Origin of the sequence: Frankia sp. CcI49, assembly GCF_001983215.1 — a bacterium.
Classification (GTDB): Bacteria; Actinomycetota; Actinomycetes; order Frankiales; family Frankiaceae; genus Parafrankia; species Parafrankia irregularis.
Map to the genome: position 1 here is coordinate 14,103 of NZ_MOWP01000047.1, position 17,392 is coordinate 31,494.

Below are 17,392 nucleotides of genomic sequence, written 5' to 3' on the forward strand. Positions count from 1 at the left end.
AGCAATCTTCCTACCACTGATCACCGGACGTCCGATGCCCTGGCCGCCCGGGGGGTGCCAGCGGATCGGTAGCTGGGGGCAGAAGCTGTCTGGCGTTCCGGCCGTTGTTTACAGGCTCGTCGAGTTCAGCCAGGTGAGGACGGCGAGCACGCGGCGGTTGTCGTCGGTGGCCGGGGGCAGGTCGAGCTTGGTGAAGATGCTGTTGGTGTGCTTGCCGACCGCCTTGTCCGTGATCACGAGCTGGGCGGCGATGGCGGCGTTCGAACGCCCCTGCGCCATCAGGGTGAGGACGTCCCGCTCCCGCGCGGTGAGCCGGTCCAGCGGGCGTTCGCGGCGGGAGACGAGCCTGGCGACCACCTCGGGGTCGAGCACCGTCCCGCCTGACGCCACCTGGCGCACCGCGRCGAGGAATTCGTCCACGTCGGCGACCCGGTCCTTCAGCAGGTAGCCGACCGCCCCGGCGCCGGAGGCGAGCAGGTCGCGGGCGTACAGCGGCTCCACCCACTGGCTCAGCACCAGCACCGGCAGCACCAGCGGCACTGCCGGCTCCGACGACTGCTCTGCCGGCGCGGTATCCCCCGCCGGGCCCGTGCCCAAGCCCTGCCCCTGCCCGATCACCGCCCGGCGTGCCTGGCGGGCATGGATCGCCGCTTCCAGGCCCTCGGTGGTGTGGGTCGGGGGGAGCCGCACGTCGACGATCGCGATGTCGATGTCGTCGCGGGCCAGCGCCTCGGCGAGGCCGGCGGCGTCCGCCACCGCCGCGACAACGGTGATCCCACCCGCCTCCAGGATGCGGACGAGCCCGACCCGCAGCAGCGCCTGGTCCTCGGCGACCACCGCCCGCAGCGGGCGCGGGCCCTGGCCGTCCGAGGCCGAACTGTCCGAGCCATCCGGGACGGCGTGGCCCGGGACGGATTCGGCGCCTGGCGGCGAGGTCAGGTCCGGCACGGGATCTCCATCGTGGCGGTGGTCGGCCCCCCGGCGGGGCTGACGACGTCCAGCGTGCCGTCGAACGCCGCGAGCCGGCGGGCGACGCCGGTGAGGCCGGCGCCGCCGATGTCCGCCCCGCCCTTCCCGTCGTCGCCGACGACGAGCCGCAGCAGCTCACCGTCGTGGCTGCCGGAGACGCGGGCGAAGGTCGCGTCCGCGTGCTTGATCGTGTTGGCGAGGCATTCGGCGATCGCGAAGTAGGCGGCGGACTCGACCGGGTCGGGCAGCGGCCGGTCGAGCACCAGCGACACCGTGACCGGCAGCGGCAGGGTCAGGGCCAGCGCCTCGACCGCCCCGACGAGCCCACGATCAGCCAACACCGGCGGATGGATGCCGCGCACCACCGCCCGCAGGTCCTCCAGCGCGGACACGGTCGTCGCGCGCGCCTCCCGCAGCAGTTCGACGGCTGCCGCCGGGTCCTGCTCGACCAGCTTCTCGGCGAGCCCGACACTCATCCCGACGGCGGCGATCCGGGCCTGCGCCCCGTCGTGCAGGTCCCGTTCGATGCGGCGGATCTCCGCAGCCGAATGGTCCAGCGCGCTGCTGCGGGACGAGGTGACCCGTTCCACCCGCCGCTGGAGCTCCGCGACCCGGGAGCCACCGAGGATGGCCCGTTCCGCCACCGCCCTGGCGCGCACGAGCGCCGGCGTGACCAGCCACCACACGTACACCGCCGGGCCGGACAGGAGCAGCAGCAGGAACCACAGCCAGCGCGGGTCCACGATCATCCACACCAGGTAGGTGATCGGCGCGGCCAGCAGGCCCGGCGGAATCACCGCCAGTACGAACCCGCCGGTGGCGGAGAACCACAGGAAGGCGAAGTCCCGCCAGCGGGCCGGGTCGCGCAGCCACCGCAGCGGCCGGGCGAGGAAGGTCGTCTCCGAGGTGTCGGCGTAGGTGGCTGTCAGGCGCTGGCCGAGCAGGCCACCGGTGACCCACCGGTGGCCTGCCGTGACGCCCGCGGTCGCCGGCACCACCGCGAGCGCGAACACAAGCCCGACCGTCAGCGGGCCCAGCGCGATGGTGACGACCGACAGGATCGCCAGCACCAGCGCCGGCACCATCGACAGGGCGTATCCGAGGGCGACGACCGTCAGCCGAACCCGTTCACGCAACGCCGGCGTGTCGGCGGGACCGGGCCGGATGTTCCCGATCGGTGCGAGAAGGCCGCCCAGGCCCGCCTCCGGCATCACGGCACCGGCAGGGTCGCGACGCGAGCACCCGGCGTCGGGCCGGCGGCCTCGGTGGCACCGGCAGCACCGGAAGCACCAACAGCCCGCGTGGCTCGGCGCACCACGGCGAGCGCGGTCAGCACGGTGAGGGCGCCGACGCCGATGGCGAACACGGGCGGCAGCCACAGCTGACCGTCCGGAACCACGCCCTCGTCGCGGGCCAGGCCGAACGGAATGATCGTGGCGAGTGACCCGACCAGGCCGAGCACAACACCGACCACCGCCACCAGCATCGCCTCCGCGACCACCGAACGCTCGATCTGGGCGCGGGTTCCGCCCACAAGCCAGAGCTGGCGCAGTTCACCGCGCCGGTGCGCGATCGCGGCAGCGAACGAGTTGACCACCATTATGGCGGCGAACAGGCTGAACATTCCCGTCACGACGTTGTTCAGCAGATTGATCGTCTCGGTCCCCTCGGGCTGCGGGCCGACGAGGGTGCGGCCGTCCGTCCCGACCAGCATCAGCGTGCCGACGCCGGCCGACGTCAGCACGACCACCGGCCCGAACACCCCGGACAGCAGGTGGGCGCGCCGGGACAGGTTGTACACCGCCAGATAGGCCGCGCCACCGCGGTTATGCAGGAACGGCCGGGCGAGCCACGCACCGGCCGGTAGCAGCACCGGGCCGAGCAGGGCGAGACCCACCCCGACCAGGATCGAGTTGGAGCCGGCGGTCGACATCGCGTCGTACGGGTCGTCCGAGTGGCCGGTGACCGTCACGGTGATGACGCCCATCGCGGCGCCGTACCCGATGAGCAGCAGTGCGAGCGGCACCYGCCACCAGCGGACGGGCCCCGCCCCGGCTCCACCTCCGGCCCCTGCACCGGCCCCCGCCCCCGCTCCGGCCAGGTCCTCGCCGGCGGTGACCGACGCGGGCCCGCGGGTCGCCCGGCGCCCGGCGATCGACGCCGCGGCGAGGCAGACGAGCAGGATGCCCAGCACCGTGGCCGACAGCGAGCGGACGCCACCGCGGTACTCCACATCAGTCACGACGTCGGCCGCCTCCAGTGCCGCCAGCAGCGCGTAACCGCCGCCGAAGGCGACGGCGGCCCCGATCACCGACGCGGCCAGGCACACCACGGACGTCTCCATCCGGACCAGCCGGCGGACCTGACGTGGCGTGGCCCCGATCGTGCGCAGCAGGCCGATCTCGACGTCGCGCTGGCCGACCGTGATACCGACCGTCGAAGCGACCGAGAACAGCACGATCACCGCGCCCCAGCCCCCGACCACGGTGCCCATGATGCGCAGCGACTCGGCGTCCTGCGCCGGGACCGGGCCGGCCGCCGTCTCGATCAGGGTCGCGAACGACCCGATCAGCGCCGTGCCGAGCAGCACGGCGACGAACGTCGCGGCGAACGCGGCGCGCCGGTGCCGCAGCGAGCGCAGCGCCAGCCACCCCAGGCTCACCGGACGCCCCACCGGCCTGCTCGCCGGAGTTCTCACCGACGTCCCCACCGGCGTGCTCATCAGGCCACCCACTCGTCGAGACGGGCCAGCTGGCCGGCGACCGCCGTGGCGGTGGGGTGTTCCATACGGCCCGCGACCCGCCCGTCGACCAGGAAGATGACCGAGTCGGCGTACGCCGCGGCGACCGGGTCGTGGGTGACCATGACGACGGTCTGGCCCAGCTCGTCGACGCAGCCGCGGAGCAGTTCGAGCAGCGAGGCGGCGGACGCCGAGTCGAGCGCGCCGGTCGGCTCGTCGGCGAGGACCACCGCCGGGTCGGTGACCAGCGCCCGGGCGACGGCGACCCGCTGGCGCTGCCCGCCGGACAGCGCCGCCGGCAGGTGGCCGGCCCGCTCGCCGAGCCCGACCTGCTCCAGCAGGGCACGGACGCGGCGCTGGTCCGGCCGGCGGCCCGCGAGGCGCAGCGGCAGGCCGACGTTCTGCGTCGCGCTCAGGTAGGGCATCAGATGGAAGTCCTGGAAGACGAAGCCGATCCGCTCGCGGCGCAGCAGGGTACGACGTTCCTCGTCCCAGTCGGTGATGTCCGCGCCGTCGATCACCACCCGGCCGGACGTCGGTGGCTCCAGCCCGGCGGCGCAGGCCAGGAAGGTGGACTTGCCCGAGCCGGACGGGCCCATGACGGCGGTGAACGTGCCGCGCGCGAACGCGGCGGAAACACCGGAAAGCGCGGCGACGCTCCCGGTTCCGGACCCGTAGGTCCGGGCGAGGTCGTGTACTTCGAGAACGGGGCTGTACCTGGTCAACGGAACGCTCCGGAGGCGGGAAGGGGCTGGAAAAGCGCACCTCAGACGCTAGAAACCGCGCCCGGACCGGTCGATGGGCGTAAGGGGCCTCTTCATGGTGGGGCTGTCCCCACCCCCGACCGGCACTTCCGCCGGAACCCCGGGCGCCCCCCGGCGACGTGTGCGCGGCCAGCCGCCTGCCGTGGCGGACGGACTTTCACCTATAAGACGGTGCTACGATCCGCAAATCGGGCAGGATAGCCCGCAGGAGGCATGCCCGTGTCGGGCATGCGGTCGGGGGGAAACTGAAATGGCGCGTTCCCGGGGATTAACAGGACCTCTCGCGATCAACACCCGTTCCATTTTCGTGTGACGCGGGGGCAGGCATGCCACTGGCAGGTTATGGCGTCCTGATCGGCACACTGGATCGGTTCGCGCGCGAAGATCCGAACGACTTCGGGTCCTGGTACCACGGCAAGATGTACGTCAACGCGCCCGCGGGTCAGTACGAGTGCGCGGTGGATGTGTCGACGCCCAGCGGCGTGCCGATTCAGTACCGCGAGGTGCGCAATCTCGACGAGGCGCTGTTCGCGCCGGTCGCCGCGCTCGGGCCGGGCTGGCATGTGCTGGCGCGCGACGCCACCTCCGGCGCGCTGGACTATCTGCGCTCCCCCCTTCTGCGTGGCCGCGGCTGTGTGACGGTCATCGCCAACCCGCTGATCACACTGGTCAATTCCGTGCTGCGCTCACCGCGGTTCGGCTGGGTCGAGAGCACCGCCGACAACGCGCTCGACCTGCTGGAGAAACGCCTCACCGGCTGCCAGCAGGTGTACGTCTTCGGCGCCCCCTACAACCATGGGCTCGGCGTCCACGACATACACCTGAACCAGGGTGACCCGCCCGGCGACTTCCAACGGCTGGACGGCATCTGGCAGGACGGCGGCACGATCATCAGGTCGGCGAGCGGTGAGCTCAACGCCTTTCTCACCAAGTTCAAGCCCCAGGTCCTCAACACCGACGACAACGGCCTGCCCGTCTGATCATCGACTGACCGGCCCGCCCGGATGCCCCCGGGACGGATTGCGCCGCGCCCGCGGAACAGCGGTCAGAGCTCCGCGGGCAGGTCGTCGGCGTGGACGACCGTCAGCGAGGTCACCGCACGGGTCAGCAGGACGTAGAGGCGGCGAAGCCCGTTCGTTCGTCCAGGTTCACCGGCGACGACGGCGGCCGGCTCGGCGAGGATCACATGGTCGAACTCCAGTCCCTTCGCCAGTGAGGCGGGCACCAGCGCGAACCGGCCGGGCGCGGTGTCCTCCCGCAGCTCGATGAAGGGCAGGCCCGCGTCGCGCAGCACCGGGCCGATGGCAGCCAGCTGGCTGTCGGCGACGAGCACCGCGGTGGAGCCCTCGTTGCGCAGCACGACACGCGCCTGTGCCGTGACCTCCGCGGCCAGCCTGTCCGGCACGGCCAGCCGGTCCGACGCCGCTCGGACCACGGTCAACGCAGCCGGAACGTGGCGGACCGATGTCGCGGGCGGAACGTGCGGCGCGATGCTCGGCAACAGCCGGTTCGCGTAGCCGAGGATCTCGGCGGGCACCCGGTGGCTGCGGTCCAGCACCTCGACATGAGTGGCCGGTTTACCCAGGTGGGCCAGCAGGTCCTGCCAGCTGCCGGCGGCCCAGGCGCTGGTTCCCTGCGCCAGGTCGCCCAGGACGGTCAGCGATCCCTGCTCGCACCTGCGCCCGATCGCCCGGCACTGCATCGCCGACAGGTCCTGCGCCTCGTCGACGATCACATGGCCGAAGCCGGGCACCCGCTCGATCAGATGTCGCGCCTCGTCCACGCAGTAGGCGTCCGCGACCGACCCGCCGCGGGACCGGTGGCCGACGAGCAGGGCCTGTTCCGCTCCCGTCAGCACCCCCTCGGCCGCCGCGGCGAGGAACTCCGGGTCGGTGAACAGGCGCCGGATCAGCTTCGCCCCGTCGGCCTTCGGCCAGATCGCCTCGACCGCCGCGCGAACCGGTCGGCTGCGGGCCAAGGCCTCGATGCCGGCGTCGGTGATGTGTGCCCCGGCCAGCTCCGCCCGGCGCGCGGCGGCCGCGCCGATCCGCCGGGCCAGCATCGCCCGGCCTGGGCCATACCCGTACGAGCCGGACCGCAGCGCGGTGAGCATGGACGTCACCTCCTGCTCGGCGACGGTCCAGCGGCCCTCCCTCGTGACGATGGTGACCGGCCCGGTGGGTGCCTGGATGGCACCGTGCAGAGCACGCCGGATCACGGTGGCCATCCGCGCGTCACCTTTGAGGACGGCGACATCCTCCGGCTCGGCGGCACCGCTGCCGCGCGCGGCCGACGCGGCCGACGCGGCCGGCCTGGCCGGCGTGGACGGCGTGGACGGCGTGTCGAGCAGGTCGAGGATGCTGCGCTGCTCGACGGTGAACTCCCCCAACGCCGGCAGCACCGAGGCGATGTAGCCGAGGAAGGCGCGGTTCGGGCCGACGACCAGCACCCCGGAACGCGCCAGCCGCTCGCGGTAGGTGTACAGCAGATAGGCGGCGCGGTGCAGCCCGACCGCGGTCTTCCCCGTACCAGGTGCGCCCTGCACGCAGATACTGAGCTCGAGCCCGGCGCGGACGATCTCGTCCTGCTCCGGCTGGATCGTCGCGACGATGTCCCGCATCGGGCCGGACCGCGGCCGCTGGATCTCCTGCTCGAGCAGGCTCGTCGCGGCGGTCGCTGCCGTCGCGGCGGTCTCGTCGTAGCTGGTGGTGGCACCGGGTCCGAAGGCCTCGTCCTCGAACGCGGTCAGCTCGCCGTCGACGAACCCGAACCTGCGCCGGACCCGCAGGCCCATCGGGTCGGCGCGGTGTGCCCGGTAGAAGGGGCGCGCGACGTCGGCCCGCCAGTCGACCACCAGCGGGTCGTCACCCGCCTCCTCCCGGACGAGCCGGCGGCCCAGGTAGACCGGCGCGGCCGGCACCTCGGCCAGCGCCACCGCCGGTGCCGGTGCCGAAGCTGGGTGGTCCTGCCGGTAGTCGAGGCGCCCGAAGAACAGCGGTATCGAATCGTCGCGCGGGCCGAGTGCCGCGAGCCGCCGTTCCCGGTCGATCCGCAGATACGCGTTCGTCACCTTGTCCGCCACCGGGTCGCCGGCGGCGACGGCGGTGTTCCGCACCTGTTCGAACATTCCGCGCAGCGCGAGCAGCGCACGACGCAGATAGGCCTGCTCCGCACACAGCTCATCGCCTCGCGCGACGTCCTCGGTCGGGCCGGTCCTCTGCGCGTACAACAGAACTCCCTGTCTGGCGTCCGGTGGCCCGGCTGGCGGTTTCACGCGAATTCGACGAGCCCGTTCCGCAGCGCCCGGAAAGCCAGGCGGGCGGCGGCGAGCGCGTCGGAATGGACCGCGGGTGYGGGCCGCGGCAGGCAGAGCTGGCGCCAGTTCTCCCGGGCGAGCACCCGGCACACGGCGAGAACCTGGCTGGCCGCCAGCCGCGCGGCCAGGTCACCGGCCGCCGGTACCGCCTCGGCCAGCGCCGCGGCGAGCGCCTCCTCGTCCCGGGCTGTGTACTGGGCGACCCGCCCGGCCAGGCTCGGCGTGTCGAAGACCATCCCGTGGAAGGCGAGGACCGCGGGGTCACCGTTCAGGCCGGTCACGGGATCGCGCCGCGCCAGACCGGCGACGAAGTGGTTCTCCAGGGCCTGCAACGGCGACTCGCCCGCGGGCCGCGCCCGCACCACCCGACCGGCCTCGCCCGCGTGATCGACGAGACGGTGCAGGACGAGGTCCTCCTTGGTGGGGAAGTAGGCGAACAACGTCGGCTTGGAGACCTCCGCCGCGGCCGCCACCTCGGCGACGGAAACGTTGTCGAACCCGCGCTCCAGGAACAGGGCGATGGCGGCCTCGGACAGCGCGTCGTGGGTACGCCGCTTCTTACGCTCCCGCAGCCCACTCATCCGACACGCCCGCCCCGATCTCGATCAGCCGCCCCGCGGTCAGCCACGCTCCCGGCCCACCAACTCGATCTTTACCAGGTAAAGTATTTGTCCTGGATGATATCTGAACCGAGGCAAGGCAGGCCGCGGCAGTGGCGGAGACGGCACCGCCGGGCACCCGGCCAGGTGCGGTCGCGGGTACGGACGCCGTCGCAGTTACAGACGCCGTCGCGGGTACGGACGCCGTCGCGGGTACGGACGCCGTCGCGGACGCAAGCTCCGGCCCCTACCCCTTCGGGTCGGCATCAGCCACGAGCCGACGCACAGCCCGGATGTACCGCCGGGTCACCACGTCCTGGACCCTGCGGCCGACCGGCGCGCCGAGCCTGGACAGCAGCCCGTCCGGACGGCTGAACGCCGCGATGGTGAGCCAGACCGCACCGGCGTCCCACTCGACGACAAAGGCCTCCTCACCACTCTCGGGATGGCCGGGCAGCGTCCCGTAGGCGAAACCGCGCCGGTCCGGCTCGTCGAGCACCCAGACGACCCGGCAGGGCGCGGCGATGCCGACCGGCCCCGGCCCGGCACACATCAGCACCGTCGCGCCGGTCTCCACCAGCGGCCGGGTGGCGGCGAGCCGCAGGCCGGCGCCGCGCTGCATGGACCAGTCCAGCAGCGCGCCGGACGCCCGGTCGAAAACCGTCCGCCCTGTTCCGATCTGTATGCGATGCATCACATGGTGATAACCGTCGGGCAGCGGACCCGCCGTCGCGCCCCGTTCGGGATAGGTCAGCTCGAGGTTCCGACAGCGATGAACATCACGTTCGAGTGATGACGGAGAGCTTCGCTGTAGTCGCAAATCAGACCTCCTACGCAGTTCAAATATGGACAATTCGGACGACTGGCGGCGGAGTGAGCCCTGTCGCAGCCCGGCCGACCACACCCATCACCTCACAGAGGTTCACGCAAAGGGCCCACCTCCGCCCAGCGGCAGCGTTCTTGACAGCGACCGGAATCTCGATTCCACTTCTGCCTGGGCGCCGCGCTGCCAGCCGGCGAGGAGCCACATCAATCGATCTTCGTGGCGGCAGTCGAGAGGGCGCGGATGAAGGCGGGCACGGCGAGCAGCACGAGCAGCGCAGGCAGGTCAGGCAGGTCAGGCAGCGCAGGCAACACAAACAGGTCAGGCAGCGCGGACAGGGCGAACAGCTACCAGCTGACCTACGGCGTGGTCATCGCGGGAACGGCGGCGTTCGCGTTGCTGCAGTCCCTGGTGGGCCCGGTCCTGCCGACGATCCAGCGCGAGCTGCACACCGACCAGAGCACGGTCACCTGGGTGATGACCGCCTATCTGCTCGCCGCCTCCATCGCCACACCGATCCTCGGCCGCATCGGCGACATGGCGGGCAAGAAGAAGATCTTCGTTCTCGCCCTGCTGCTGCTGGCACTCGGCGCGCTGGTGTCGGCGCTGGCACCCAACATCGGCATCATGATCATCGGCCGGGCGATCCAGGGCTGCGGTGGCGCGATCCTGCCCCTGTCCTTCGGGATCCTGCGCGACGAGCTGCCCCGGGAGAAAGTCGGTACGGCGGTCGGAGTCATAGCCGCCCTGACCGCGGTCGGCGCCGGTGCCGGCCTCGTCCTCGCCGGCCCGATCGAGGACGCGTTCGGCTACCACTGGCTGTTCTGGGCGCCGATGGCTGTCGTGCTGCTCGCGGCCGCCGCGGCGGCGAAGTTCATCCCGGAGTCGCGCAACCGCACGCCCGGGGGAGTCAGCTGGCTCGGCGGGGTCCTGCTCGCCGGCTGGCTCGTCTCACTGCTGCTCGGTGTCAGCGAGGGCCGTGCCTGGGGCTGGACGTCGGGGCGCGTCCTGGGCCTGTTCGGGGCTGCCGCGGTGCTGCTGCTGCTGTGGCTGGTCGCGGAGAGCCGGGCCAGGGAGCCGCTGATCGATCTGCGGATGATGCGCCAGCGCCCGGTCTGGACCGCGAACCTCGTGGCGCTGATGTTCGGCATGGGCCTCTACGGGACGATGTCGTTCCTGCCCGCCTTCCTCCAGACCCCTACCAGTGCCGGCTACGGCCTGGGCGCGAGCGTGACCGAGTCGGGCCTGTACTGCCTGCCGATGACCCTGGCGATGTTCGTGGTGAGCATGTTCAGCGCCCGGGTGGCGGCGAGCATCGGCTCGCGGGCCGCGGTGGTCCTCGGTTCGCTGATCAGCGTGCTACCGATGATCATGTTCGGCTACCTCAACGACTACGTCTGGGAGATCCTGTTCGCGTCCACGATGTTCGGCGGGGGCATGGGCCTGGTCTTCGCCGCGCTGGCGAACATCATCGTCGAGTCCGTGCCGCCCACCCAGACCGGTGTGGCGAGCGGCATGAACGCCAACATCCGGACCATCGGCGGCTCGCTCGGCTCGGCCGTGATCGCCGTGCTGGTCGCCAGCGGCACGACCGCGGGCAGCCGGCCGAAGGCCAGCGGCTACAGCCACGGCTTCCTGTTCCTGGCCGCCGCGAGCGTCGTCGCGGCGGCGGTCGCGTTGCTCATTCCACGTTTCAGGAACGAAACTGTCGTGTTGGAACTCTCGGGCCGGCACGAGCACGCGGAATCCGCACTCGTCGCCGGGGCTGAACTGGTCGACTGACCACGTCGACCGGTCTGGGTGCCGGCTCGGCTCCCAGACCGGCGCCGGTCGCCGCCCACCAGCCGACTCGCCCGGGAGCCGCCGACCGGGAGAGGACGTAATGAGCAGGATGCCCGCGCCGCCATCCACACCGGCGCCCGTATCTGAGTCCAGCCTGGCCGCACCGCCGGGGCCGGCTCCGGCGGCCGTCTCGAAAACCGACACAGGCTCGAGCACCGACACAGGCTCGAGCACCGGCGCGGGCGCCGAAGCGCCGGCAACGCCCCGCCTGCGCCAGGACGCCGCCCGCAACCGGGACCGGATCATCACCGCGGCCTGCGAGGTCTTCGCCGAGCGTGGGATCGACGCCAACGTCGAGGAGATCGCTCGCCGGGCCGGTGTCGGGGTCGGCACGCTGTACCGGCGGTTCCCCACCAAGGAGCACCTGATCGCGCAGCTCGCCGAGGATCTGCTGCGCGCGCTGGTGGACGACGCCCGGGCAGAGCTCGGCGCCGCCGACGGCGCTGGCCTGGAACGGACACTGCGCCGCTGCGCCGCCGTCCAGGTCAGCAAGCGCGGATACATGATGAAGATCTACGATGCGGCTCAGCCGGACGAGCCGCGCATGGCCTTCCGCGCGGTGCTGGCGGAGCTCCTCGTCCAGGCCCAGCAGGCCGGCACGATACGACCGGATGTCACCATCACGGACATCGTGATGCTCATGTGGTCCCTACGCGGCGTGGTGGACATGTCCGCCCCGGCCGGCCTCAGCGCCGTCGAGCGTTACCTCGACCTGCTCCTGGCCGGGCTGCGCCCGGGGGCGGCCCCGCTCGCGCATCCACCCGTTCCGAATCTCTGAACGTGGCAACCCGCAAGAAGTGCGGATTTCGGCTGCCGCAGAGCATTTAGCAGAATCCCGAGCTTTGGACTTTGGCTGCTGCCGAGCAAGGGTGGAGGATTTTGGCTGTCGGAACGACCAAAATCCTCCACCCTTGCGGATTACCAAACGACTCTGCGCCCTTTTTGTCCCTCGTGCGGCGAATTGCTGATGCGGCGCGACGGTGCCGAATCCCTGGGGGAGGCCAGTCGTCGAGTGACAACCGCCACCCCCGTCGCCCGGCCGCGTCAGGCCGCGAACGCGGGGGCAGCCTCGCCGGGCCTACCGCTCGTCCGGATCAGTGGTGCGGCCAGCGCGCCGATCAACGCGACGGTCGCGCCCACCAGCAGCGCGACATGCAGGCCGGACATGAAGGCTGCGTGCGCGCCCGCGGCCACCGCGTCGGCGACCTGCCCGGAGGCCCCGGTCGACGTCGGCACGAGACCCTGGACGACCTCCTCCGTCCCCTGCGCGGCCCGGGCGGCGATCTCGGGCGGCGCACCGGCGTTCACCGTCTTGTCGAACAGGACGCCCTCGACCCTGGCTGCCAGCACGGAACCCAGCACCGACGTCCCGATCGCGCCGCCGAGCTGCATGGCCGTGCTCTGCAGACCACCCGCGACCCCGGACAGCTCCAGCGGGGCGTTCCCGACGATGGCCTCGGCCGAGGCGACCGACACGAAGGCGATGCCCACCCCGATGGCGAGCAGCGACGGCCACAGCCGCAGGTAGGACGTGTGCGTGCCGAGCGTCGTCATCCAGAACAGGGCCAGCGACAGCACGAACATCCCGACGCCGATCGGTACCCGCGGGCCGAACCTGGTGGTCAGGCTGGCCGCCACCGGGCTGCCGACCATGAAGACCGCGGTCAGCGGAAGCAGCCTGAGACCGGTGTCGACAGCGGAGTATCCGTGCACGTTCTGCAGATAGAGCGTGAGGAAGAACAGCACACCGAACATAGCGAAGAAGTTCACCAGCACCAGGATGCTGCCAAGGGTGACCGACCTGTCCCGGAAGAGCGACATCGGCAGCAACGGCTGCGCCACTCGCAGCTCGACCAGCACGAACAGCACCAGCAGGACGACCGCACCCCCGAGGAAGCCGAGCGTGCTCACGCTCCCCCAGCCCCAGGACTGTGCCTTCACCACGCCGTAGACCAGCGCGAACAGACCCCCGGACAACAGGAGCAGACCAAGTGGGTCGAAGCGCTGCCCGGGCTCCTCGTTACGGCTTTCCCTGACCACCGCCAGGCCGACGACAAGGGCGACGACCCCGACCGGAATGTTGAGGTAGAACACGGACTCCCAGGAGACGTTCTCGACGAGGAGGCCACCGATGATCGGGCCGGCCGCAATCGAGATCGCGGAGCTCGCTCCCCAGATCCCGATGGCGGAGTTGAGCTTCTCGGCCGGGAAGACCGAACGCAGCAGCGCCAGCGTGTTCGGCATCAGCAGCGCACCGAACACGCCCTGCAGCGCACGCCACACGATGACCTCGCCGATGCTGCCGGACAGGCCGACGAGCAGCGACGTCACCGCGAACCCGGCGATGCCGACGAGGAAGACCTTCTTCCGGCCGAACCGGTCACCGAGCTTTCCGCCGACGATCAGAAGCACCGCGAGCGCGAGCAGATAGGCGTTCGTGACCCACTGCAGGCTCTGCAGGCTTGCGTCGAGATCGCGGGCGATGAACGGGTTCGCGATCGACACCACGGTGCCGTCGAGACCGACCATGATCACGCCGAGGGCGACGCTGACCAGCGTCAGCCACGGATTCGCCCGCAGCCTCTCCAGCCGGCCACCGCCGCTGGCCTGCGCGCCCGCGCCCTTCCTCGCCCCGTCGGGCCGGTGCGCGGCGGTCGTGGACGGTGGTGAAGTCATTCGGGGTCTCCGCTCAGGTCAGGGGTTCTACCAGCCTCACACCCCGCAAGCGAAGTGGCAACCGTGTGCCATTTAACATTCTGATGCCAGGATTGGTACCATCGCGGCCGGGGAGGCGGTCATGGGTCTTCGGGAGACGAAGAAGGAACGGACGCGCGAGGCACTCGCGGCGGCCGCGATGGCGCTGTTCACCGAGCGCGGCTACGAGGCGACCACCGTCGAGGACATCTCGGCCGCGGCCGAGGTGTCACCACGCACATTCTTTCGCTACTACCCGGCGAAGGAGGACGTGGTCAGCGAGATCTTCCACTCCGGCGGCTTCGACGGCATCGTCGACGCCCGCCCCCCGGACGAACCCGTCGTCGCCACGCTGCGTTCGGCGACCTTCACGGTGCTGCAGTCATGCGCCGACAGCCCCGCCCCCGCGCTCGCCGTCCTGCGCATGGTCACCAGCCGGCCGGAGCTGAGCACGCGGCTGTCCGATGCCCAACGGGCGCGAACCGCCGCGCTGACCGCCTCGGTCATCGCCCGGCTGGGGCCGGACCACGACCCGCTCGCCGCCCGCCTGATCACCAGCTGGACGCTCGCCACCCTCGACGCCGTCCTGCTCCACTGGGAGACCTCGGACGGGCGGCTCGACCTGCTCGAGATCGGCAAACGGGCCTTCGACCAGCTGGAACCGGCACTGCACTGCGTGCTTGGAACCTAGCCGCGGGTTAGGAGGCTCAGGCCGTTGGCCTCGGGCGCATCACATCCGGGATGTCCAGCTCGGCGTCGAGGACGCGCAGCAGCAGGGCGAGCAACTGCTGCTGCTCGGCCGCGGAGAGCACGTCGAAGGACTGCGGTGGAACCGTCATCAGCTCCCTGGCCCGCTCGACGACCTTGCGCCCATCCTCGGTGATCGCGACAGTCTTGGCACGCCGGTCGGTCGGATGCGGTTCGCGCCGTGCGACGCCGCGGCGCTCGAGTGCGTCCACCATGCTGGTGATGTAGGACGGGTCCAGCTGGAAGAAGCCGACCAGCTCCCGCATGGGCCGCGGCCCCCCGCACAGCACGAGCAGCACCTTCAGCGCACCCGGCGGGAGATCGACCTCCTGACAGACCCGATGCAGTTGCCGCTGCCCCTCACCGGCCATGATCAGCACCTGGATGGCAAGCCAGGCCTCCTGCCCGGCCGAATGGATCACGCCTCGACACTACCTCGCCCAACCCCGATCACGAACAGTTTTTGTTGGCCGCAATCAATGTTTGACGTTACTCAACGATCGGCGGATGCTGGGCGACGACAGGGCCGCCGGAGGCACCGGTGGCCGCGACGGAACACGATCAGGGAGCCCGTGTGCCCGATCAACCAGATGGAACCGACCAGGCCGCCGGGGCTGCGACCAGGTCGACCACCGTGCCGGCGGCCGACGCCGGCAACGAGATCGACCCAGCGCTGCGCCGTCTCGCACTCACGGTCACGCTCGGCGCGATCATGGTCATCCTCGACACGACGATCGTCGCCGTCGCCATCGACCGCCTCGCACAGGACTTCGACACCTCCCTGTCGACGATCTCCTGGGTCACCACCGGGTACCTGCTGGCGCTGGCCATCGTCATCCCGGCGACCGGCTGGGCGGTGGAGCGCTTCGGCGCGACCCGGATGTGGAACATCTCGCTGACCCTGTTCCTGCTGGGCAGCGCCCTGTGCGGCTTCGCCTGGTCGGCGGGCAGCCTGATCGCCTTCCGCGTCCTGCAGGGCCTCGGCGGCGGAATGATCATGCCGATCTGCATGACCCTGCTTGCCACGGCCGCCGGGCCGCAGCGGATGAACCGAATCATGAACGTCATCGGGATCCCGACGCTGATCGCCCCGGTGCTCGGCCCGGTCCTCGGCGGCCTCCTCGTCGACCATCTCGACTGGCGCTGGATCTTCTTCGTGAACCTGCCCGTCGGCGCGGTCGCRCTGATCGCCTCGTGGCGGGTGCTGCCACGCGACGACCGCGGGCAGGCGCACCACCGGCTCGACGTGCCCGGGCTGCTGTTGATCTCCCCTGGTCTGGCGGGCCTCGTCTACGGCCTGTCCCAGGCCGGCTCCGACGGCGGTTTCGGCTCCGCGCAGGTCGTGATCAGCAGCGCGGTCGGCGTGGTGCTGCTGATCGTGTTCGTCGTGTACGCCCTGCGGCGCGGCGACGCCCTGCTGGACCTGCGGCTGTTCCGCGACCGCACGTTCACCCTCGCCAGCGTCACCACGTTCACGGTCGGCGCCGCCCTGTACGGCGGCATGTTCCTGCTGCCGCTGTACTACCAGGTCGCTCGCGGTCAGGGCGCGCTCGAGGCAGGCCTGTCGATGATCCCGCAGGGGCTGGGCGCGATGGTCGGCATGCTGGTCGCCGGGCGGGTCGTCGACCGAGTCGGCCCCGGCTGGGTCATCCCCGTCGGCATGGCCATCTGCGCCGCCGGCACAGTCGCCTACACCCAGGTCGACGCCCACACCAACGAAGTCGTGCTCATGATCTTCCTCTTCGTGCGCGGGCTGGGCTTCGGCGCCTCGATGATGCCGGCGATGAGCGCGGCCTACCAGACCCTCGCCCCCGCAGCGGTGCCGCGGGCCACCACCACCCTGAACATCCTGCAGCGGGTCGGCGGCTCGCTGGCGACGGCGCTGGTCGCCGTCCAGCTGCAGCACGCCATCGCCAACCGTGTCCCGGCGGCGGGCGGCACCACGCTCGAGGGCGCCGCGCAGGTGGAGCTGCCCCCGGCGATCGCCGACAAGATCGGCGCCGCTTTCGGCGAGACGTTCTGGTGGATCGTCGGCCTCACGGTGATCGGCCTGCTCTCCGGGTTCTTCCTGCCGCGCCACGCCGCGGCTCACATCACCTCGGCCCCTGCCGAGCCGCCCGCCGTGCCGACGCAGAAGGCGGCAACGGACGAGGCTGCCGCATCGCCGGCTGCCGTCGCCTCCGAACCGGAGCCCGAGGCCACATCCGAGGCCGAGCCCGAAGCCGAGGTCAAGGCGACCTCCGAGGCTGAGGTCGAGCCCGCGCCCGAAGCCGAGGCCACACCCGAAGCCGAGGCCACACCCGAGGCCGAGGCCACACCCGAAGCCGAGGCCACGTCCGAGGTCACGTCCGCACCCGAGGTCGAGGCCACACCCGAAGCTGAGGCCGCACCCGAGGTCGAGGCCGCACCCGAGGTCGAGGCCACGTCCGAGGTCACGTCCGCACCCGAGGCCGAGGCCACACCCGAAGCCGAAGCCACGTCCACGGCTGAGACCGAGCCCGTGCTCGCGTCCGTGCTCGCGTCCACGTCCGAGGCCGAAACCGCGGGCGCCAAGTCCGCCTCCTGATCGATCCGGAGCTCCGTCGTGGCCGGAGACTGCCACAACGGAGCTCCTCAGCTGGAGCAGCGGTCCAGTACGGCACGCACGATTTCGTACCCCCACACCAAGGACAATTCGCATCAAAGGCGGCAGGATTGATTTGCCCGGGGTCAATCGGACTCCCGGCTGGACGGCTACCGGCCCGCCACGAGGAGGAGCGAGTCGCGCGGCGGTTTACGCAGGACGTTCCGGGACGGCGGCCCTCGTAAGTGCCACCGCCGTGGCTGCCTTCCGACCGTTCGGGCATTCATTTTCTGATTCCAATGGCGTTTTTCGGCCAGTCCGCACCTTGAGCGGAC

At 71.2% G+C, this 17,392-nt stretch carries 14 protein-coding genes; 5 read left to right on the top strand and 9 right to left on the bottom strand.

Features of this window, described 5'->3' with window-relative positions; all coding sequences use genetic code 11:
• Nucleotides 1-108: 108 nt before the first annotated feature.
• The 4 genes from CcI49_RS36850 to CcI49_RS36865 form a co-directional block, all read right to left on the bottom strand.
• A complete protein-coding gene (locus CcI49_RS36850) occupies nucleotides 109-846 on the bottom strand; it encodes a response regulator transcription factor (protein WP_076834304.1) in 738 nt (245 codons plus the stop codon).
• A gap of 89 nt (nucleotides 847-935) precedes the next feature.
• Nucleotides 936-2,180, bottom strand: coding sequence for a histidine kinase (locus CcI49_RS44315; protein WP_076834259.1), 1,245 nt, complete (start codon nucleotides 2,178-2,180; stop codon nucleotides 936-938).
• Nucleotides 2,180-3,691, bottom strand: a complete 1,512-nt coding sequence (locus CcI49_RS36860) for an ABC transporter permease (protein ID WP_241840485.1) — start codon at nucleotides 3,689-3,691, stop codon at nucleotides 2,180-2,182. Before CcI49_RS36860 ends, CcI49_RS44315 begins: the two co-directional genes overlap by 1 nt.
• Nucleotides 3,691-4,434 carry an ABC transporter ATP-binding protein gene (locus CcI49_RS36865; protein ID WP_054571023.1) on the bottom strand — a complete coding sequence of 248 codons (744 nt, stop codon included), beginning with the start codon at nucleotides 4,432-4,434 and terminating at the stop codon, nucleotides 3,691-3,693. The genes CcI49_RS36860 and CcI49_RS36865 overlap by 1 nt, the downstream gene beginning before the upstream one ends.
• 365 nt (nucleotides 4,435-4,799) lie before the next feature.
• Here CcI49_RS36865 and CcI49_RS36870 point away from each other — a divergent pair, with 365 nt between their 5' ends.
• Entirely contained in the window at nucleotides 4,800-5,453 is a 654-nt protein-coding gene (locus CcI49_RS36870; RefSeq protein WP_054571024.1) for a DUF2278 family protein, read from the top strand.
• A 65-nt stretch (nucleotides 5,454-5,518) separates the two neighbouring features.
• Here CcI49_RS36870 and CcI49_RS36875 read toward each other — a convergent pair whose 3' ends face one another.
• The 3 genes from CcI49_RS36875 to CcI49_RS36885 all read right to left on the bottom strand — a co-directional run bounded on the left by CcI49_RS36875 (nucleotide 5,519) and on the right by CcI49_RS36885 (nucleotide 9,142).
• Complete coding sequence (locus tag CcI49_RS36875) at nucleotides 5,519-7,702, bottom strand: ATP-binding protein (RefSeq protein ID WP_076834261.1); 2,184 nt, start codon at nucleotides 7,700-7,702, stop codon at nucleotides 5,519-5,521.
• A 41-nt stretch (nucleotides 7,703-7,743) separates the two neighbouring features.
• Nucleotides 7,744-8,370 carry a TetR/AcrR family transcriptional regulator gene (locus tag CcI49_RS36880; protein ID WP_076834263.1) on the bottom strand — a complete coding sequence of 209 codons (627 nt, stop codon included), beginning with the start codon at nucleotides 8,368-8,370 and terminating at the stop codon, nucleotides 7,744-7,746.
• A gap of 265 nt (nucleotides 8,371-8,635) precedes the next feature.
• On the bottom strand, nucleotides 8,636-9,142 hold the full coding sequence (locus CcI49_RS36885) for a DUF1990 domain-containing protein (protein WP_054571122.1): 507 nt from the start codon (nucleotides 9,140-9,142) through the stop codon (nucleotides 8,636-8,638).
• A gap of 288 nt (nucleotides 9,143-9,430) precedes the next feature.
• Between CcI49_RS36885 and CcI49_RS36890 the strand changes: the two genes are divergently transcribed.
• A complete protein-coding gene (locus CcI49_RS36890) occupies nucleotides 9,431-10,993 on the top strand; it encodes an MFS transporter (protein ID WP_235498432.1) in 1,563 nt (520 codons plus the stop codon).
• A gap of 100 nt (nucleotides 10,994-11,093) precedes the next feature.
• Entirely contained in the window at nucleotides 11,094-11,831 is a 738-nt protein-coding gene (locus CcI49_RS36895) for a TetR/AcrR family transcriptional regulator (protein ID WP_054571027.1), read from the top strand.
• Nucleotides 11,832-12,097: 266 nt separating this feature from the next.
• On the opposite strand, the gene CcI49_RS36900 is transcribed toward CcI49_RS36895, so the two are convergent.
• A complete protein-coding gene (locus CcI49_RS36900) occupies nucleotides 12,098-13,729 on the bottom strand; it encodes an MFS transporter (protein WP_054571028.1) in 1,632 nt (543 codons plus the stop codon).
• A gap of 121 nt (nucleotides 13,730-13,850) precedes the next feature.
• On the opposite strand from CcI49_RS36900, the gene CcI49_RS36905 reads away from it, so the two are divergent.
• Nucleotides 13,851-14,438: a TetR family transcriptional regulator gene (locus CcI49_RS36905; RefSeq protein WP_054571029.1), complete on the top strand. Its 588-nt coding sequence runs from the start codon at nucleotides 13,851-13,853 to the stop codon at nucleotides 14,436-14,438.
• 16 nt (nucleotides 14,439-14,454) lie between these two features.
• Here CcI49_RS36905 and CcI49_RS36910 read toward each other — a convergent pair whose 3' ends face one another.
• Nucleotides 14,455-14,916 (bottom strand): MarR family transcriptional regulator, encoded by a 462-nt coding sequence (locus CcI49_RS36910; protein ID WP_054571030.1) that lies wholly within the window; start codon nucleotides 14,914-14,916, stop codon nucleotides 14,455-14,457.
• Between the two features lie 119 nt (nucleotides 14,917-15,035).
• Here CcI49_RS36910 and CcI49_RS36915 point away from each other — a divergent pair, with 119 nt between their 5' ends.
• A complete protein-coding gene (locus CcI49_RS36915; protein ID WP_076834267.1) occupies nucleotides 15,036-17,060 on the top strand; it encodes a DHA2 family efflux MFS transporter permease subunit in 2,025 nt (674 codons plus the stop codon).
• Nucleotides 17,061-17,392 lie beyond the last annotated feature (332 nt).

Coding starts and splice junctions, on each gene's coding strand:
- CcI49_RS44315 (WP_076834259.1), bottom strand. CDS start 2,180: ATGCCGGAGGCGGGCCTGGGCGGCCTTCTCGCACCGATCGGGAACATC.
- CcI49_RS36870 (WP_054571024.1), top strand. CDS start 4,800: ATGCCACTGGCAGGTTATGGCGTCCTGATCGGCACACTGGATCGGTTC.
- CcI49_RS36895 (WP_054571027.1), top strand. CDS start 11,094: ATGAGCAGGATGCCCGCGCCGCCATCCACACCGGCGCCCGTATCTGAG.
- CcI49_RS36900 (WP_054571028.1), bottom strand. CDS start 13,729: ATGACTTCACCACCGTCCACGACCGCCGCGCACCGGCCCGACGGGGCG.
- CcI49_RS36905 (WP_054571029.1), top strand. CDS start 13,851: ATGGGTCTTCGGGAGACGAAGAAGGAACGGACGCGCGAGGCACTCGCG.